Annotated in this window: 18 protein-coding genes; 4 read left to right on the top strand and 14 right to left on the bottom strand. The window is 50.8% G+C overall.

What is annotated here, in order from left to right; genetic code table 11:
* Nucleotides 1-53: 53 nt before the first annotated feature.
* Nucleotides 54-1,544, bottom strand: a complete 1,491-nt coding sequence (locus GCU45_RS13640) for a glycoside hydrolase family 43 protein (RefSeq protein WP_152399339.1) — start codon at nucleotides 1,542-1,544, stop codon at nucleotides 54-56.
* A gap of 173 nt (nucleotides 1,545-1,717) precedes the next feature.
* Here GCU45_RS13640 and GCU45_RS13645 point away from each other — a divergent pair, with 173 nt between their 5' ends.
* The 4 genes from GCU45_RS13645 (at nucleotide 1,718) to GCU45_RS13660 (ending at nucleotide 5,236) form a co-directional block, all read left to right on the top strand.
* Nucleotides 1,718-2,626 (top strand): WD40/YVTN/BNR-like repeat-containing protein, encoded by a 909-nt coding sequence (locus tag GCU45_RS13645; RefSeq protein ID WP_152399340.1) that lies wholly within the window; start codon nucleotides 1,718-1,720, stop codon nucleotides 2,624-2,626.
* Between the two features lie 154 nt (nucleotides 2,627-2,780).
* Nucleotides 2,781-3,344 (top strand): class I SAM-dependent methyltransferase, encoded by a 564-nt coding sequence (locus GCU45_RS13650; protein WP_152399341.1) that lies wholly within the window; start codon nucleotides 2,781-2,783, stop codon nucleotides 3,342-3,344.
* A gap of 124 nt (nucleotides 3,345-3,468) precedes the next feature.
* Nucleotides 3,469-4,149 carry a response regulator transcription factor gene (locus tag GCU45_RS13655; RefSeq protein ID WP_152399342.1) on the top strand — a complete coding sequence of 227 codons (681 nt, stop codon included), beginning with the start codon at nucleotides 3,469-3,471 and terminating at the stop codon, nucleotides 4,147-4,149.
* Nucleotides 4,142-5,236, top strand: a complete 1,095-nt coding sequence (locus GCU45_RS13660; protein WP_152399343.1) for a sensor histidine kinase — start codon at nucleotides 4,142-4,144, stop codon at nucleotides 5,234-5,236. Before GCU45_RS13655 ends, GCU45_RS13660 begins: the two co-directional genes overlap by 8 nt.
* A 128-nt stretch (nucleotides 5,237-5,364) precedes the next feature.
* On the opposite strand, the gene GCU45_RS13665 is transcribed toward GCU45_RS13660, so the two are convergent.
* The 13 genes from GCU45_RS13665 to ctaD all read right to left on the bottom strand — a co-directional run bounded on the left by GCU45_RS13665 (nucleotide 5,365) and on the right by ctaD (nucleotide 16,971).
* Nucleotides 5,365-6,570, bottom strand: a complete 1,206-nt coding sequence (locus tag GCU45_RS13665; RefSeq protein ID WP_152399344.1) for a TraB/GumN family protein — start codon at nucleotides 6,568-6,570, stop codon at nucleotides 5,365-5,367.
* 37 nt (nucleotides 6,571-6,607) lie between these two features.
* A complete protein-coding gene (locus GCU45_RS13670; protein WP_152399345.1) occupies nucleotides 6,608-6,790 on the bottom strand; it encodes a hypothetical protein in 183 nt (60 codons plus the stop codon).
* Nucleotides 6,791-6,830: 40 nt separating this feature from the next.
* On the bottom strand, nucleotides 6,831-8,120 hold the full coding sequence (locus tag GCU45_RS13675) for an ABC transporter permease (protein ID WP_152399346.1): 1,290 nt from the start codon (nucleotides 8,118-8,120) through the stop codon (nucleotides 6,831-6,833).
* Nucleotides 8,113-9,015: an ABC transporter ATP-binding protein gene (locus GCU45_RS13680; protein ID WP_152399347.1), complete on the bottom strand. Its 903-nt coding sequence runs from the start codon at nucleotides 9,013-9,015 to the stop codon at nucleotides 8,113-8,115. Before GCU45_RS13680 ends, GCU45_RS13675 begins: the two co-directional genes overlap by 8 nt.
* Nucleotides 8,993-9,931: an ABC transporter ATP-binding protein gene (locus tag GCU45_RS13685; RefSeq protein WP_152399348.1), complete on the bottom strand. Its 939-nt coding sequence runs from the start codon at nucleotides 9,929-9,931 to the stop codon at nucleotides 8,993-8,995. Before GCU45_RS13685 ends, GCU45_RS13680 begins: the two co-directional genes overlap by 23 nt.
* A complete protein-coding gene (locus GCU45_RS13690) occupies nucleotides 9,932-10,342 on the bottom strand; it encodes a GntR family transcriptional regulator (RefSeq protein WP_145161262.1) in 411 nt (136 codons plus the stop codon). It lies immediately after the preceding gene.
* A 52-nt stretch (nucleotides 10,343-10,394) separates the two neighbouring features.
* Nucleotides 10,395-11,111 (bottom strand): hypothetical protein, encoded by a 717-nt coding sequence (locus GCU45_RS13695; RefSeq protein WP_152399349.1) that lies wholly within the window; start codon nucleotides 11,109-11,111, stop codon nucleotides 10,395-10,397.
* A gap of 207 nt (nucleotides 11,112-11,318) precedes the next feature.
* Nucleotides 11,319-12,263 carry a DUF4850 domain-containing protein gene (locus tag GCU45_RS13700; protein WP_167527136.1) on the bottom strand — a complete coding sequence of 315 codons (945 nt, stop codon included), beginning with the start codon at nucleotides 12,261-12,263 and terminating at the stop codon, nucleotides 11,319-11,321.
* Between the two features lie 403 nt (nucleotides 12,264-12,666).
* Nucleotides 12,667-13,131: a DUF420 domain-containing protein gene (locus GCU45_RS13705; protein ID WP_105445641.1), complete on the bottom strand. Its 465-nt coding sequence runs from the start codon at nucleotides 13,129-13,131 to the stop codon at nucleotides 12,667-12,669.
* Nucleotides 13,132-13,159: 28 nt separating this feature from the next.
* Complete coding sequence (ctaG, locus tag GCU45_RS13710) at nucleotides 13,160-14,074, bottom strand: cytochrome c oxidase assembly factor CtaG (protein ID WP_152399351.1); 915 nt, start codon at nucleotides 14,072-14,074, stop codon at nucleotides 13,160-13,162.
* Nucleotides 14,075-14,172: 98 nt separating this feature from the next.
* Entirely contained in the window at nucleotides 14,173-14,493 is a 321-nt protein-coding gene (locus GCU45_RS13715; RefSeq protein WP_152399352.1) for a cytochrome C oxidase subunit IV family protein, read from the bottom strand.
* 4 nt (nucleotides 14,494-14,497) lie between these two features.
* Complete coding sequence (locus tag GCU45_RS13720) at nucleotides 14,498-15,124, bottom strand: cytochrome (ubi)quinol oxidase subunit III (RefSeq protein ID WP_145026736.1); 627 nt, start codon at nucleotides 15,122-15,124, stop codon at nucleotides 14,498-14,500.
* Nucleotides 15,121-16,971, bottom strand: a complete 1,851-nt coding sequence (ctaD, locus tag GCU45_RS13725) for a cytochrome c oxidase subunit I (RefSeq protein WP_152403048.1) — start codon at nucleotides 16,969-16,971, stop codon at nucleotides 15,121-15,123. Before ctaD ends, GCU45_RS13720 begins: the two co-directional genes overlap by 4 nt.
* Between the last annotated feature and the right edge of the window lie 70 nt (nucleotides 16,972-17,041).

Below are 17,041 nucleotides of genomic sequence, written 5' to 3' on the forward strand. Positions count from 1 at the left end.
GTCGGTTTTTTAATAGATAGAGAATCTTACGGCCCTCCCTATCGATTGAAAAATTATAGATATTCGCATGTGAAATTCGTAAATTGGGCAGCAGCGTCTTTGCCGTATGCGTACAAACCGATAATGACACCCGTAAATCCTCCCGCTACTTCGGAAGAAAGGTATTTCGTCTGTGCGGTGCCAAGCTGTATTTCCTGGCCGTCCGCTCGCAGAAGGAACCGGTATTGCGTAGGGCTGGCTTGGATCACCAGAGAGGCGCGGCTGCTATTTTTTAAATCGACAACTTTCTCGATGGACTTGATATCCCCAACATTCAGGCGCTCAATGACCTCATACCCGCTTCCGCCTTGACGTATCGCGAAATCGTAATGATGGTTCTCGTCCATATAGAGTGTAATGCCGGCTTCGCCTTGAGTGAGGCTTACGTCGCAGGAAATCACCGCTTCAAAATCCCTTTGGCGGATTCCGATGAAAGTGGGAGAATCCGCTTGATCGAGCGTTATCTCGGTTCCTCTCAGCTCCAGCACGCCATGCTCATACGAGTAGTTGCCAAGATCCGGATGGCGCAAATAGCACCAGTCCTTGCCCCATTCCATATTTTCAAAAGTATAGCGCTTCTTCTCCTGCTGAACGACTTCATCCGGAATGCGGTCGGTTTCAAAGGACGACAGCGTCGTGCCATGATGTCCTGCCGTGAACCAGCCGTCCTCGCCGAACGTAACCGGTGTCAAAAATACCTCGCGCCCCAGATGATGATAAGGAATCCACTGTCCCATCTGCCGGAATCCGAGGTGAAGCAGCCACCAGTTTCCTTTCTCGTCTTGAACGAGATCGCCGTGGCCCACCGCCTGCACTTCATAGCCGCCCATATTCCGGTTGGTTAATACAGGGTTATGGGAATACGGTTCAAACGGTCCGGAAGGGGAATCTCCCCGCGCGTAGGTCACCATATGGCCAAACTCGGTGCCCCCTTCTGCGGCTACTAAATAATAGCGTCCGTCGATTTTGTATAAATGCGGGGCTTCGAGATAGCGTCCTCCCGTCCCCTGCCAGATGCAGCGGCTTGGCGTCAGCTTCCGTCCGGTTTTGATGTCAATTTCACACTGCACGATGCCGCCGTTGCCTTCATCGTCCACACCGTTGCTCATAAAATAAGCTTTGCCGTCTTCAAAATATAAATCCGGATCGATCCCGCCCTGATCCACACCGATCGGGTCCGACCATTCTCCGTAGATGTCGTCCGTCCATACATAGAAGTTTTGGTGCGTCGTATCGTTGGTCGTGGTCATGTAGAACCGTCCGCCGTTATACCGCAGGGTAGGAGCAAATACACCGCCCGAGCTGTTGACCTTATCCAGCTGAATTTGGCTCTTGCGCGTCAGACAATGGCCGATCTGGGTCCAGTTGATCAAATCCTTGCTTTCAAAAAGAGGGACGCCGGGAAAATACTGCATCGAACTGCAAACGAGATAATAAGTATCGTTCACCTTGCAAACGCTGGGATCGGGATAAAACCCTTTGATGACTGGGTTATCGTATTTCATGGGTTCACCTCTGTATGAGATCTGCATAGATGGTTTGAATTTTACCTTACCGCGGATAACAAAAATACCCGAAAAATCAGCAGAAAAATCATGTCAAATTAAAACTTTATGATCATCCTGTTACTTGTTCAGAGCATCCATTGGATATAATCGCTAAAAAAGGAGGTATGTAGATGCCGCGTTTATCTATACTTGCTCTGACCATGACTCTCCTTTCCGGAATTATTGGCTGCTCCCAGGGGACGGATCATCCCGGAACTCATCCCCAAGTGGCTGCTGTACACGAAACCGAAGGCAAGCTAAGTGAACAAGATCAGCCTGATTCAAATGCGTTAGAGAATGCCAATTCGGGCACTCTGGATGATGCCACAGCAGAAACAAGTACGACAAAAGACAATCGCAGCAGTGAACCAACAGCTCGAGCAACTGAGGATTTCCCCGAACCAGCCCAAGTGCCGGAGAATGCCGAACGGATTTACGCCCATACCACAGGCTCTGAAGGTTGGTTTATCTATTCCGCCCTTCAAGGCGGCCAAGCCAGCTTATTGACCTTTTACAGTCCGGATCGGGGAGCAAACTGGAAATCGTCCGCATGGAAGCTGGACCCCGACCTCAATCAAAAAATGACCGAACATCATATTTTTGTGGCGATGGCTGAGACAGGCGGGAAGAATCAGATCTGGGTCTTGCTTACTTCCGATCCTGGCGCGGGGTTAATGACGAAGAAATTGTACCTTTCAGACAACGAATTACAATCCTTTTCACTGGTTTCCGACGTGTCCGATAAGATTGATGGTTATGTATCCGGCGTTACTTTTGCTGATGCCCAGCATGGCTGGATTGCCGCAAGCTATCACGGCAGCGTATCCGTCCCTCTATACAGAACGACAGATGGGGGCATTAGCTGGGTCCTGCAACACATCGACATCCCTGAAGGGTTTAAATACGGAAACGTGTCCCCACCTCAATTCGATGCTACCGACAGCAAGACTGGGAGCCTGGCCATAGAATTCGTAAGTGATACAGAGAACCGGACATTCACCTATACAACAAAGGATGCCGGAGAACATTGGGCGAAATAACGCCTCTTTGCAATCTTCAGATTTTCTTTAGATTTCCCCCCATAAAGTCCTCAGATTTTTTCGTTATGATGGTTCATGCCAACAACAAGCGATACAGCTTGATGAATCATAACTTTTCATAACTGTCCGATCACTTTATTGGGGGGGACCCCGCTTGAACATCAATGAACATCTGCTATTTTTACAGGGATTTTTTAAAGAGCCCAAACGGGTAGGGAGCGTCATCCCGAGTTCCCGCTTCCTTGCCGCTAAAATGGTTCAGTCCGTACCCTGGAACGAGGTAAAGGCTGTTGCGGAACTCGGATCAGGTACAGGCGCGATCACACGTTTCATAAAGCCGCAGTTACATGAATCTAAAGTGTTATTGTTCGAAAGAGATAAAAAGATGAGAAATAACTTAAGGATCGAGTACCCGGATTTCCCGTGTTACTCCAATGCCTGCCAGCTCGTTAAAACCATCCATCAAGAAGGCATCGGCCAGCTTGACTGTATTATCAGCGGATTACCCTTTTTTAATTTCACGAGTGAAATGCGCGAAACCTTACTTCATCAAATGGTTGAGGCGCTAAAACCAGGAGGCGTTTTTGTCGCTTTCCAGTACTCCCTGCAAATGAAAAAGCAGTTTGCCAAGGCGTTCACCATTGAAAACATCGAGTTTGTCCCCCTCAACTTCCCTCCGGCTTTTGTTTACACCTGCCGCAAAAAGGAGATGCTGTAAAACATCTTGGCGCCGGATCTGCTTGGAAATTGGTTTCGGCCTGACGGTTATGTAGAATAAATATGGGCCGCAAATGTTGAACGGCTATAATACCCGTAATCCGAAAATAAAGGAGCAGCATACCATGAACACCGTGCTTGTCGTAGACGACGATCCGGAAATTCGAGACGTCATCCACGTTTATTTACGCAATGAAGGATACCATGTTCTGGAGGCGGCAGATGGTCTGGAAGCGCTGAGTATCATCCACACAACCCCAGTTCATCTGGTCATCCTGGATGTGATGATGCCGCGAATGGATGGGATTAAAGCTTGCATGAAAATCAGGGAAATATCCAGCACCCCCATCATCATGCTGTCGGCCAAAGAAGAAGATATCGATAAAATTACGGGACTGACGACCGGAGCGGATGATTACATGGTCAAACCCTTTAATCCGCTGGAACTGCTTGCCCGGGTCAAAGCTCAACTGCGGCGGCAATCCTTAATCGGAAAAGAGGAGTTTCAATCTCTAATCATCCTTAAAGACCTTGTCATAGATAAGGCCAAGCATGCCGTTACCTTAAAAGGGAACCACATTTCGCTGACACCTTTGGAGTTTTCCATTCTGGAGCTGCTCGCGACTCATCCTGGGCAGGTATTCAGCTCCGAGAAGATCTACGAAAGCGTCTGGAAAGAGCCGTACGGCTATTCGGACAATACCGTGATGGTTCATATTCGCAATTTACGGGAAAAAATAGAGGATCGCCCAAGAGAGCCAAAATACATTAAAACCGTTTGGGGAGTTGGCTATAAAATTGAATGAACATGGACAGGAGCCAAAAAGGAAGAAAAAGATCCAAATCAATATTTTAATCCGCATGGTGCTCAGTTTTATCATAGCTACGGCCATAAATGATTTCTGCATCTTATTATTCTTAAAGATATTGAAATGGAACGTCCTCCGAGATATCTTTCCTTACTTTCTTACCCCCCTCTTTTTTATCATCTTTATCCTTACCTTTTTTATGTTGACACGGCGGATCGTGAAAGACCTGGTTCATCTGGAACACGGACTGCAAAAGATCTCTGAGGGCGATTTAAATTATCGCGTGGATGTGAGTCGGAAAGACGAGCTCGGAAGGGTTGCGCACAACATCAATTTGATGGCGCAGCGTTTGCAGCAGCAGATTGAAAAGGAGCGGGAACTGGAGAACTCCAAGATGGAGATGATCACGGGAATTTCCCACGACTTACGTACGCCGCTTACGAGCATTATCGGCTATATCGAGCTTTTAAGAACAAATTCCTTCCAGGATCAAGACGAGTATACGCGGTTTGTGCAAAACACTTATAACAAGGCTGTGCATTTAAAAAAACTGCTCGATGATCTGTTTGAATATACCCGGCTGACCTCAACTGAGCCTCGGCTTGACTTAAAGCCGATCGACGTGCTTCAGCTTCTCGATCAGCTGCTTTTTGAATTTGAGCCGATTGCCCAGGAGAATGAAATCACCATCGTGAAAGAGATTTGCAGCTCTCCTGCTATTACCCTCATTGACAGTGAAAAGATAGCCAGAGCCATCGATAATCTGCTGATGAACGCCTTGAAATACTCGGAAAAACCGGGGACCGTGCGCGTCATGATGAAGTCGGATCATCGGCATATCATCATTGAAATCGAAAATAAAGGAAACCCCCTTACGGAAGAGCAGGAACATAAACTCTTCGAACGTTTTTATAAGGTAGACCATTCCCGAAGCAGTGAAGGCATTCAATCCGGCGCCGGTCTTGGCCTTTCCATTGCCCGGAACATTGTGGAGCTGCACGGAGGAACCTTGACGCTCCAGCATAGGAATCGATTGTTTACATTTCATCTGAGACTGCCTTTAAGGGATAATACAGATGAATAGGTCAATTAGGTATATAAAAAAAAACTTAAGCCAGTAGGGACGCAGGAGCCCCCGGCTTAAGTTTTTTCTTTTCCAGACTAACATGCTAACCGGCAATGTCGCCGCATGAAACACGCATTACAGGATGATTATTTACGTACAACCGTATAACCTTTATCCTCTAGCAGTTTAATCACGCCATGTTCCCCCAGATAGTGGGCTGCGCCGACGACGATGAAGTACTCCGCTTTCTTGTCGCTTTTCAGGTATCCGTCGATTTTATCGGCCATGCCGATGTTGCGGTCGATCAGCATCGCTTTGTTATACTCCGCGTCTCCCGCCATGCTGTTCGTCAGCTCCAGCAGCGCCTTTTCGTCCCCTTTTTTCCACATGTCCGCCATTTGGTCAACGCCGTCGTCCAGGACGTCGAAATTGTCCAGTGCCGCATTGAGGTTCTTCTCCTGCAGCTCTTTGGAGAACTGATCGAACATGCTCAGCTGGGACTCGTAGGATTCCAGCTCCACGATCGGAATTTTGCGCTCCAGCGCCTTTTGAATAAAGTACAGGTCAATGCCTTCCGTTGCCTCGTATCCGGCCATGACCGATTTCAGGCTGCTGACGGTCGTCTCCACGACCCATGGTTTGAATGCATCCAGTGCATCCCGTTTCATTCCGTTTTGCTCCAGAATGTCCCCCACTTTTGCATACGTTTCCTTGGACACATGGTCCTTCAGCGTCGTACCGTCCTGAAACATGCCCAGCTTCATGATCATGTTCTGCTGCTCTTCGTCGGCTGCCTTGCTGAGGTCAATCTCAACGCCCAAATAATCGGCTTCGGCAAAGGCCTGCTCGAATTCCGGGCGAAGCGGATAGAAGCTGTCGTCCGCAATGTGCATGGACCCTACCAGGTACACCGTGTTCCCGTTATTTTGCACTTCCCACATGAAGCCGCGGCCCGCTTCCTTCGTCGCTTTCGAGAGCAGGAATACCGTGCGGGTTGCCGGATCCCAATAGACCGTGTAACCGGCGGCTTCACCAATGGTCCGGACCGGCACGTAAGTCACGCCGTTAACCTGTTTCGTCTTGCTGCTCAGCGTGATCTTCTGATCACCCTGAGCGGCATGAATAGTTCCATTCTCTACATCGGTCAGCTTTACGTTTAGCGCTTCAAGCGTCGTGCGCAGCGGAACCAGCGTAGTGCCCTGATCGACAATAGGTGCACTCGTGGCAAAATCGATGGTCTTGTTATTGACCTTGAGTTCCGGCTGCAGCGGAGCAGCCATGGCCGGAGCCGCCGTAGCGAGCATTCCTGCAGAAATCATAAGAGATAAGAGCGTTCGTTTCCAACTTTTCATTCAGAAATCCCCTTACTGTAGTTTATAGACTGGGCTGTTACTGTTCTGCCGTCTTCCGCGGCATCTTGATCAGCGCCAGCAGTATACAGCCCATTCCCGCCCCAGTCAGCAGGCCGTCCGCAAAGTCGTTTAATGCCACACCCGTATGCTTCAGGGTCAGCGGACCGACGATCAGCAGCATGCCTGCCGCGATAACGTATGGAAAAACCTTTTTACTCATGCCGATTCTCTCCTTCTCCTTATCAAGTTAGAATCCGCGCCTAAATCTTGTAAGCTTTCATGGCCTTGCGCAGCTCTTTGATGGATGGGCGCTTGCCGTACATCAGGACGCCGGTGCGGTAGATTTTCGCGGACAGCCATCCAAAAAACAGAATGGACACCAGCAGCAAAACGAGCGATATGAGGATCTGCCAGGTCGGCACCGTCCCCATCCCGATCCGCACGAGCATCGCGGTAGGAGCGGTGAACGGAATGAAGCTCGTCACCTTGATCAGCATGCTGCCCGATGCAGTAATGCTGAACAGTCCGATGTAGAACGAGGCCAGACCCAGCATCGTAATCGGCATTACGGCTTGGCCGAGATCCTCGGTACGGCTGACAATCGATCCAATGGCCGCGTACAGCACCGCATACAGGAAGTAACCCAAGATATAGAACAGCAGTCCGTAGAACAGCACCGGTAGGTTAATATCCGAGATACTCAGGCTGTATCCTTGCAGAATGTCCTGGTTATGCGGCAGCATCAGGTTCGCCCCGACCACGACGCCAAACACCGCAATTTGCACGATCCCGACCAGGAAAATACCGATCACTTTCCCGAACATCTGGGCCAGCGGCGAAACGCTGGTGATGAGGATTTCCATGATCCGCGAGCTTTTCTCCGACGTTACTTCGGCTGCGATCATATTGCCTGTCATCATATTGGAGGTAAAGAACAGAATCAGCAGCACATAAACGACCACATAGTTCATGGCTTTCTGCATGTCTTCGCGGTGGGTGTCTCCCCCCGCTTCCGTCTTACCCTCCGCGTTAATCCGCACCGTATCGAGCTTGACCGGTTCGTTCAGAGCGGCGATCTGCTCCGCAGACAGCGCATCCTTGGCGATCACGGTCGTCTTGACCGTCTGCAGCGCGGGCATCAGAAAGCTGCTGATTCCTTGTCCCATGCCGTCTTCACCGCCGGTGAAAGTAACAGCAGGAAACGCCCCATCCCCGCCGTCAAAAGAGAGGTAACCCTCGATCTTCCCGTCTTCCAGGTCCTTTTTCGCCTGATCCGGAGCGGTCCCTTCGTATTTGATGAACGTATAGTCCTTATTGCCGGACTGCGCGGCATACTTCTCCAGTTCCGCAGCAATGACCGGCTGCGAGCCGTAGAGAATCCCGATCTGTTCGGCCTTGGATGCGTCGTCACCCTTGATCAGCTTAATGATATACGGCACGTTCATGCCGATCGTAATGAGCAGTGCAAGAATCAGAGTAGTAATCAGAAAAGATTTCGTTCTGGCTTTATTTTTAAACGTAAAGCCGATAATCGTCCCAAGCTTATTCATGCGAATCACCCACCTCTTGAATAAAGATTTGGTTCAGCGTCGGCTCCTTGATTTCAAAGCGCTCCACCGTGGTTTCCTGCATCGCTTTCTGCAGAATGCCCTGTGCCGTTTCCGGCGCAGCGATTCGGATGTGGTATCCCCGATCAATGCGTTCCACAGCCGTCACTCCCGGAATCACATCCAGGCCGCCGACATCGCCTGTCGTATGAAGCAGCACTTCCTCACGGGGATAACGGCTCTTGATATCCCGGATATTTCCCTGAACGACCGTATTGGATTTGTGCAAAATCGTAATGCGCTGGCACAGCTCTTCGACATGCTCCATCCGGTGCGTGGAAAATAGAATGCTGGTTCCCTCGTCCCGCAGTTCCTTGACGGTCGCCTTCAGCAGTTCAACGTTGACCGGGTCCAGTCCGCTGAACGCTTCATCCAAAATGACGATTTGCGGCTTGTGCACGATTGCGGCGATAAAGCCCATTTTCTGCTGATTGCCCTTGGACAGCTCTTCGATCCGCTTATCGTAATACTCCGGAACGTCAAAGCGTTCCAGCCAGTAGCGCAGGCTCTTATCCGCGTCTTGCTGCGACATGCCCCGAAGACGGGCCAGATAGACGATCTGCTCGCTGACCTTGATTTTCGGATACAGCCCTCTTTCTTCCGGCAGGTATCCCATGATTTGCTGAAGCTCCGCATGATAGGGCTTGCCGTTATACAAGATCTCTCCCCCGTCCGGATAGATCAGGCCAAGCACCATACGCATCGTCGTCGTTTTGCCGGCACCGTTCGCCCCAAGCAGCCCGTAAATTTCTCCTCTGCCGACCTCCAGCGAGATTTGGTTGACTGCGGTTTTGTCTCCGTATTGTTTTACCACGTTAACTAGTTTTAATGGTTCCATGTGTCTGCTCCTCCCCCTCCTGCACGCCGGCAGGCTTATATCCTTGCACCCACAACGTTAAAATCTCGTCCAGCTCCAAAGCCCGTGTCTTCAGCACGTTGATACCTGAATCGTACAGGATCTGTTCCAACTCACGGCAGGACGTCGTCACCACGCGCGTAACGCCATGGGATTCCTGCTGCGTCTGCACAATGTTCGGCAGTTCTTCCAGATCGGTCTCGGGGCACCCTGCCCACACTTCCTTCCAGTTGTCCAGCAGACTGTCCTTCTCCGCCATCCCCATCCACTTGCCGTGGTGAATCAGCATGACGTAGTCCGCCAGCCTTTTCACCTCATCAATAATGTGCGTAGACAGTACAATCGTCGTATCTTCGGTCTGCAGGCATTCCCTAAGCACCTCGATCATCATTTTCCAGGCAAAAGGGTCCAGACCCGACGATGGTTCATCCAGCAGCAGCAGCTTGGGATGCGGCGCAAGGGCCGCGGCGATTTCGTATTTGCGGCGCTCCCCCTTGGACATTTTGCGCAGCCTCGTCGCTTTCGGTACCTGGAACAGATCGCACAGCTTTTCAAAATAAGGCTGATCCCATTCCGGATACCAATACGCCCGAAAAGCAGCGGCCTCCTCGGCGGTTAGGTTATCCTCCTCCAGGTTGGATTTTTCCGCCACATACCCGATCTGTCTGCGCACTTCCATAGGAATGCCTTTACTGTAAGCGTGGCCGAACCAGGAAATGCGCCCCGAATCCGGAAACACCGTCTGCAGCAGCATGTGGATCAGCGTGCTCTTGCCGGAGCCGTTCTCGCCAATCAGCCCGTACACATAGCCTTTCGGCAGGGCCAGGTCGATCGGTCCGATCGTTTTATGCCGTCTTTGCTTGGTCACGCCTTCCATTCGTATGATGGGCTGTTCCATTTATGCCTCACCTTCTCCCTTCTCCGGATGGTACTTTCTTTTCAGTATCGATAAAAACAGCTCCCTCAGCTCATCTTCCTCGCATTTGACGGACATCCCGACATCCACCGCATGGTTTAGCGCCTCTTCCACCGCCTCCCGCCGGAATACTTCACGCTGTGAAGTACCAACCTTGGCGACAAATGTGCCGGTTCCCTGCTTCGTGCGCAGAAGTCCTTCGCTCTCCAGATCCTGATACACTCTTCGAACCGTAATTACGCTGCAGTTCAGCCCGTTGGCAAACTCTCTAATTGACGGCAAAAGGGTTCCCTCCTCGATCTGTCCGCTGATGATCAGCGATCTTAATTGGGATTCGATTTGATGATAGAGCGGTTCAGCGCTGTTCTCATTCACTTGTATAGGTATCCACACCTTTCGCACCTCACCTTGCTATACTCGTCAATCCTCTTATTGGTTTCAAAGCTTACACCAGATCTCTAGATTCCAGCCTGCGGAGCGTTCCGATCGAGCACAGCACGAGGCTGATGACTCCGGCCAGCAGCATCCCCCACATCGCCGGCGATAGCAGGCTCCATCGTTTGGATACCTCCACCGTGTACACCAGCAGGTTCCCTCCCGCCGCATAAACGGCTGCCGCTGCCACTACGGAGCCAACGAGGAAAATGAGGGTCGACAGCAGATAAGCTTTGCCATGATTGGAAAACTCAAAATAGATATAGGGTCCAGTCATCATAAGCCCGTAACCGACCCACGTCAGCGCAAAGGCCAGGTAATGGTCAAACCGCATATGATCCAGCAAGGTCCCCTGCACGCAATACATAATCACGAAGAAAATGATGCCGTTCGCGGCAAAGGCTAACACCGATTGCATCACCCGGTATACCAGGACCACGCCGTTAGAGATCGGAAGCACCCGGAAGAATGCCAGCATTCGCGTATAGGAATCTTCCGTTAAATACTTGAAGGATCTTCGGGAAAAGTAAAACCCCAGCATCGGAACTAACATCAGCAGGATGAAATCAGCTACCGGACCAAGGGATCGTGCCTCTTCGCGCCCCAGCATCATGACCCCTGTAGTTCCTCCCATGTAGGCAGCAAATATGATCGACCACAGGAGGTACCTTTTCTCGCTGCGTAGATCCTTTCGTACCATCATCCAAGCGTCTTTTATTGTGTTCAACAACAATCGCCCTCGCTTTTTCCGTAATCCATAAGGGTGTATATACAGCACAGGTTCACTGTGCTTATTCACCACTCAGTGTGTATACTGTGTATATGTTTATACACAGTATACAGTGTGCTTACCGGAGATGCAACGGCGAAATGAAAATATTAACAAAAAAACAGCACCCATTGTCGGGTGCTGCTTGAAGCAGTGCATGTTGAGCTAGGAAACGCTTGGCATTCCCAAGTATGGCTGAACCGAAAGATCGGCGGCAACGGAACTCGGAAAGCGTGCAAAGAAATCCAGCATGACGTTCGCCATATCCAAATCCTCCGGCGGAACGCTGATTTCGTAACGGGTAAACATCGCATCCTGGGGTTCATGGCGCTCAAACGCAGCGCCGACCGTCTTATAAGCCGTGCTGCCTGGTGGTAAAACATACGTAACGACATGGTTCCGAACGTAAGCATGATGCAGGAACTTCATCGTCTTCCCGGGAAAGCCCTTTTCTTCGGCCCAATTCTTTAATGTCGTGAAATAGGAACCGATTAACGCAATGTTGCAGCCCTGACAGGGGCCGCCGTCCAAGTAAACGGCCCTGCGGTCCGGGTGCTGCGGATCAGCAAGCTCAAGGCCCACCGATCCGTTGGCTCCGGTATCGGCCCGGACGACTTCCCAGTGTCTCGGGGCGAGGAGCAGATGCCCCCAGGTTCCGGAAGAATCGCTTAACCAGAACGCTCCCAAATCCGACAGAATCTTCTCCGGGATGACGGTGTCGATCTTTACCTGAAGCGGGCTTGCCGGCTGCATCAGGGGTGTGTCTCCGGCATGATATTTCCCTTCGATGCAGTACAGCGGGATTTGATCATCCTGCGGCTTTCGAGCGCCATGTCTCAGCTTCATCACGCCGCATTGAACGCTGCTTGGTTTGAAGCCAGCTTCCTGCTGCTGGCCGGTGGTTCCGCCGCCGGGACTGCCGGTCCCTTGAGCCGCTGCCGGATCCCTGTCTGTTCCACCGGCCTGGGCCGTACGGTCACCGTCGGTCACAGCCGGTATGTATTTCGGGATGAGCGAAGTGGTAAACATGACAATGAAGCCGCAGAAGAGCAGCATGATGAAGACCCACAACATTTTTTTACTATGTATAAAATTCCTTCTTCGCCTCATGTCATCCCCATACCTTCTCTTAGCTTCGTTCATTGAACCTTATATATGAATAACGTTTGAAGAAGCACAAAAGTTTCCGCTAGATTGAATGAACTAAAGAAATAATTGTAATAGGGCCGCATGGGACCCTTATAACTGGAAGTTCAATGCAAAACTTTGGTTCAATCTATGGATCTCGTCTTTCTAAGACTTTTTTAACCATTTTTACTGCGCTCGACGCCAGTGTCCTAAAAAATGCAATACAGCACTTCGGAACTGGCATCCGGCAAAGAAAACCTGGCGTTATTTCATCCTATTAAACAAATACGAAAAACCTTGGCTTTCCAGCGGGATCAGCGGTTTTTCATAAAAAAAGCCCAGCGGATTAATCCGCCGGACTCTCTTTGTACCCGATCCACTCGGGTTATGCTCCCAAAATAACATCCCATACCGGCTTCGTATGCCCGCCAGGATACAGGACGTACAGCAGCACGTAAACCACAACACCGGTGATGGCTGTGACAAACCAAATACTTGCCGTAACCCGGCCCCATTTCCGGTGCTTCGCAAACCTTTCCCGGAATGCCAGAACCAGCGTTGTAATCCCGAATACCGCAGCAACCGTTGCCAGAACGATATGGAAGATCAGGAAGATCTGATAGTAGATCTTCATTTCGTCCGAACCGCCCCATGAGGTGTTGCCGACAAAGGCCGTTCTGGACACGTAAATGATGAAAAACAGCAGCGCTGCGATCGCGCCCCAGATCATCACTTTTTTATGGGCGTCCCGTTTGCCTTGAACGATCAAGGCCCATCCGATGGCCACCAGAATCGCACTGATGACGATGAATGAAGTGCTGATCGTAGGGAACAGCATATACAAATCCATGAAAATCCTCCTTAACGCTTAGACCAACTCATGCCCGGTTCAAAGAACCGTCAGAAAGATCGGTTGGAATGATATCGTCGTCATCCTCTTTATTTTCGCTCTTGTACCAGCGGAAGAATACCCTCGCCAGCATCGAAGCGAATATAAATTCCTGAATGAACTTCATGACGATGCCGCCCAGTTGTTGGTCGACCTTGGTGCTCAGCCCATAGAAAAAGCTTGGTCCGCCGAAAGTCTGCAGCAGAGCCGACGTATCGCCCGATACGCAGTATCCCATCGCTTTAGCCCACGTATTGGGATCGCTGTAGGTCGCATACATCGGATGCGTCGAGAAAATGATCAGGCCGCAAGCAGGCGTCAGCAGCACCATGTTCAGAAAAATAAACCCGATCTTCGCAAGGCCCGATGCCTGGTGTTTCTCCGGCAGCGGATTAATGAGCGTCCACCACATAAGCGCGGCAGCGATGAACAAAACAATATAGTACAGCCGGTGTACCGCAAAATGCAGCATGACATAGTCGTGGATCGCAGGGATATGGTAGAACGAGAACAATCCGTTAAATACGACAGCTGCGACCACCGGCTTGGTCAGAAAACCTAGCTTCTTGAACGGGTTGATCCGGTCAAAAGCACGCCACAGCCAGGTTGGAATCCCCAGCATAATAAGCGGCGTAGCCACCAGGTAAGACAAAGCCATCGATGTCATGTGGAACGTAAACATAATGTGGCCCAGCAGACTCACCGGTCCGCCCTGAGCGAGATACAGGAAGAACATACCGCTGACGAACATGATCTTTTTGCCGATCGATACGGGCTCGGCATCCGCGAACTTCTCACTGAGCGGGCCGATAACAACAAAATACGCGGCCGTTACCAGCAGCATAAACGCCAGAAACAACGGACTGAACAAGGCGGCAAAGCTAAAATATTCTAACCCCAGCATATGAAAACCTCCTCCCGCCGGGCGGAATTTCTGTCGATATTGTGACACCTTGATGCCATTTAAAAAAAGAGGGGGCAACTGGCCCGCCTCTTTTTATTTTACCACCAAACCCAATACAATGCTGTGACGATCGCAGTAAATGCGACAAAGGCGCCACCGCACATGAAGATAATCGGCATCAAATGTCCTTTATCCTTCAAGTGCATCCAGTATCCCAACTGAACCAGTGCCTGCAGCACCGCCATTACGACGAGAAGTATAACCGTGAAGGCGACGTTCACCCCGCCAGCCATAACCGTAGCAAAAGCGATGGCGGTCAGGATAATGGAGAAAATAAATACGACGACATGCTTTTGCGGTCCTTCATGACGATGACCGTGTTTTACCGTATCATCTTGATGCTGTTCAACCGTAGTCATAATCTTAGCCCACCTTTCCAAGCAGGTAAACGACCGAGAAGATGAAGACCCATACGACGTCGATAAAGTGCCAGTACATGGCCGACACGTAAACCTTCGGAGCCGTTACGACCGTTAACCCCTTTTTGTACAGCTGGCCGATCAGAATACCGATCCAGCATACACCGAATGCAACGTGAGCTCCGTGGAAACCGACCAGCGTGTAGAACGCCGAACTGAAAGCACTTGTCGTCATGCCGAATTTCTCGGCGGTGACATACTCGTGGAACTCGTAAACCTCGAGGCCAAGGAAGCCAAGGCCCAGAATAACCGTAATGATCAACCACAGTCTCAGTGCAGCTGCTTTATGACGGTGCATTGCCTGTACGGCGAATACACTCGTCAAACTGCTGACAAGCAGGATCAACGTGGCTGCAGCCGTCGTTGGCAACGAGAAGAGCTCATGGGCTGTCGGGCCGTCATTGGTCTGGTTGCGAAGCGCCAGGAACGTGGCGAACAGGGTACCGAAGAGCACGGACTCTCCGCCAAGGAAGAGCCAGAAGCCAAGCACTTTGTTGCGGCCTTCCAGGGTTGCTTTCTCCGGTTCATGCGGCAATGAGCCGTTTACCGATTCTGCGTGTGCCGATGTCATGCTTTAACCCCCTCTTCTTCCAGTTCTTCCGGTTCGATATGCCAGCCATGATCGTCAAACAGTGAACGAAGCAGCATCGATCCGAACGTAATGACAAGTCCGATAATGACGACGATCCAGTTGTTGAAGATCATGCTCATAAAGGAATTGTTGAATTTCTCACTGCTGAACATCAGTCCGAGACCGGCGATGAAAATACCGACGGACATCACAAAAGGCAAAATCGTTGGCGAAGGCATATGGATGGATCCCAGCGGTTCTGCAGGAGTCATCTCTTTGTTGCCTGCCATTTTTTCTTTCCAGTAAGCGTCAAGTCCGCGTACAAGCGGGATTTGTTTAAAGTTGTACTCAGGAGGCGGAGATGGAATCGCCCATTCGAGCGTACGTCCGTCTTCCCAAGGATCGTTGGCCACGCCTTTTGGCTTGGCGGCTGTCATAAAGCAGTTGAACAAGAACAGCAGAACGCCGACGGCCATCAGGAACGCCCCGACCGTACTTACCAAGTTCAATGTATCGAAGTCCTGGTTAGGCAGATACGTAAAGATACGGCGCTGCATCCCCATGAGTCCGAGGAAATGCTGTACGAAGAATGTCAAATGGAAGCCGATTGCAAAGAACCAGAACGTCCATTTACCAATCGTTTCGTTGAGTACGCGGCCGAACATTTTAGGCCACCAGTAGTGCAGACCCGCAAAGAGACCGAATACCAGACCACCTACGATGACGTAGTGGAAGTGGGCAACGACGAAGTAAGTATCATGGAACTGGTAATCCGCAGGCGCGGATGCCAGCATGACCCCGGTAACACCACCCATGACGAATGTAGGAACGAAACCAATGGCAAACAGGTTTGCGCTCGTAAAGCGGATCTGTCCGCCCCACATCGTAAAGAGCCAGTTGAAGATCTTGATCCCCGTAGGAACGGCAATCAGCATCGTCGCGATCGAGAACAGCGCGTTCGCAATCGGTCCGAGACCGGTTGTGAACATGTGGTGAGCCCAAACCATGAAGCCCAGGAAGGCGATCAGGATGGTCGCGAACACCATCGAGCTGTAACCGAAAAGACGTTTGCGTGCAAAAGTCGGAATAACTTCGGAAATGACCCCGAAAGCAGGCAAAATGAGAATATATACTTCAGGGTGACCAAAGATCCAGAAAATATGCTGCCAAAGAACGGGGTTACCGCCATTGGATACTTCAAAGAAATTCGCTCCCAAAATACGGTCAAATGAGAGCAGTACCAGACCTACCGTAATGGCAGGGAAAGCAAACAGGATCATCGCGGAAGTAATGAAAGATGTCCATGTGAACATCGGCATCCGCATAAATGACATTCCCGGTGCGCGCATCGTAATGATCGTCGCCAGGAAGTTGATGCCGCCGATCAGTGTACCGAGACCGGCGATCTGGAGACCGACCGTATAGAAGTCGACACCGTGCGTCGTACTGTAAGTTGAAGTCGACAACGGCGTATAGGCCGTCCAGCCGGCGTCAGGCGCGCCGCCCATAATCCAGCTCAGGTTCAGCAGGATTCCGCCGAACAGGAACGTCCAGAAGCCAAGTGCGTTGACGAATGGGAAAGCGACGTCACGGGCGCCGATTTGCAGCGGAATTACCGCATTCATCAATGCAAAGATCACTGGCATGACACCAAGGAAGATCATGGTCGTTCCGTGCATCGTGATCAATTCGTTAAAGGTTTGCGCTGATACTAAATCATTCATAGGCTTAATCAATTGCAGACGGATCAGCAAGGCTTCCACGCCGCCGAATCCGAAGAACAAGCCGCCTGCAAGCAAATACAGGATGGCTATCTTCTTGTGGTCCACGGTGGTGAGCCAGTCCATCAAGCCCGTATGACGCTTGACACTGTGAGCATGAGCCAAGGTTGGTACCCCCTCTTATTCAATCTTGCTG

Source organism: Paenibacillus cellulositrophicus (assembly GCF_009363095.1).
GTDB lineage: Bacteria > Bacillota > Bacilli > Paenibacillales > Paenibacillaceae > Paenibacillus_AQ > Paenibacillus_AQ favisporus.

What these genes read in the sequence shown, in the direction of transcription:
- GCU45_RS13720 (WP_145026736.1), bottom strand. Translation starts at nt 15,124, where the DNA reads ATGACATCGGCACACGCAGAATCGGTAAACGGCTCATTGCCGCATGAA.
- GCU45_RS13680 (WP_152399347.1), bottom strand. Translation starts at nt 9,015, where the DNA reads ATGGAACCATTAAAACTAGTTAACGTGGTAAAACAATACGGAGACAAA.
- GCU45_RS13700 (WP_167527136.1), bottom strand. Translation starts at nt 12,263, where the DNA reads ATGAGGCGAAGAAGGAATTTTATACATAGTAAAAAAATGTTGTGGGTC.
- GCU45_RS13715 (WP_152399352.1), bottom strand. Translation starts at nt 14,493, where the DNA reads ATGACTACGGTTGAACAGCATCAAGATGATACGGTAAAACACGGTCAT.
- GCU45_RS13705 (WP_105445641.1), bottom strand. Translation starts at nt 13,131, where the DNA reads ATGGATTTGTATATGCTGTTCCCTACGATCAGCACTTCATTCATCGTC.
- ctaD (WP_152403048.1), bottom strand. Translation starts at nt 16,971, where the DNA reads ATGGACTGGCTCACCACCGTGGACCACAAGAAGATAGCCATCCTGTAT.
- GCU45_RS13675 (WP_152399346.1), bottom strand. Translation starts at nt 8,120, where the DNA reads ATGAATAAGCTTGGGACGATTATCGGCTTTACGTTTAAAAATAAAGCC.
- ctaG (WP_152399351.1), bottom strand. Translation starts at nt 14,074, where the DNA reads ATGCTGGGGTTAGAATATTTTAGCTTTGCCGCCTTGTTCAGTCCGTTG.
- GCU45_RS13645 (WP_152399340.1), top strand. Translation starts at nt 1,718, where the DNA reads ATGCCGCGTTTATCTATACTTGCTCTGACCATGACTCTCCTTTCCGGA.
- GCU45_RS13670 (WP_152399345.1), bottom strand. Translation starts at nt 6,790, where the DNA reads ATGAGTAAAAAGGTTTTTCCATACGTTATCGCGGCAGGCATGCTGCTG.
- GCU45_RS13685 (WP_152399348.1), bottom strand. Translation starts at nt 9,931, where the DNA reads ATGGAACAGCCCATCATACGAATGGAAGGCGTGACCAAGCAAAGACGG.
- GCU45_RS13640 (WP_152399339.1), bottom strand. Translation starts at nt 1,544, where the DNA reads ATGAAATACGATAACCCAGTCATCAAAGGGTTTTATCCCGATCCCAGC.
- GCU45_RS13665 (WP_152399344.1), bottom strand. Translation starts at nt 6,570, where the DNA reads ATGAAAAGTTGGAAACGAACGCTCTTATCTCTTATGATTTCTGCAGGA.
- GCU45_RS13655 (WP_152399342.1), top strand. Translation starts at nt 3,469, where the DNA reads ATGAACACCGTGCTTGTCGTAGACGACGATCCGGAAATTCGAGACGTC.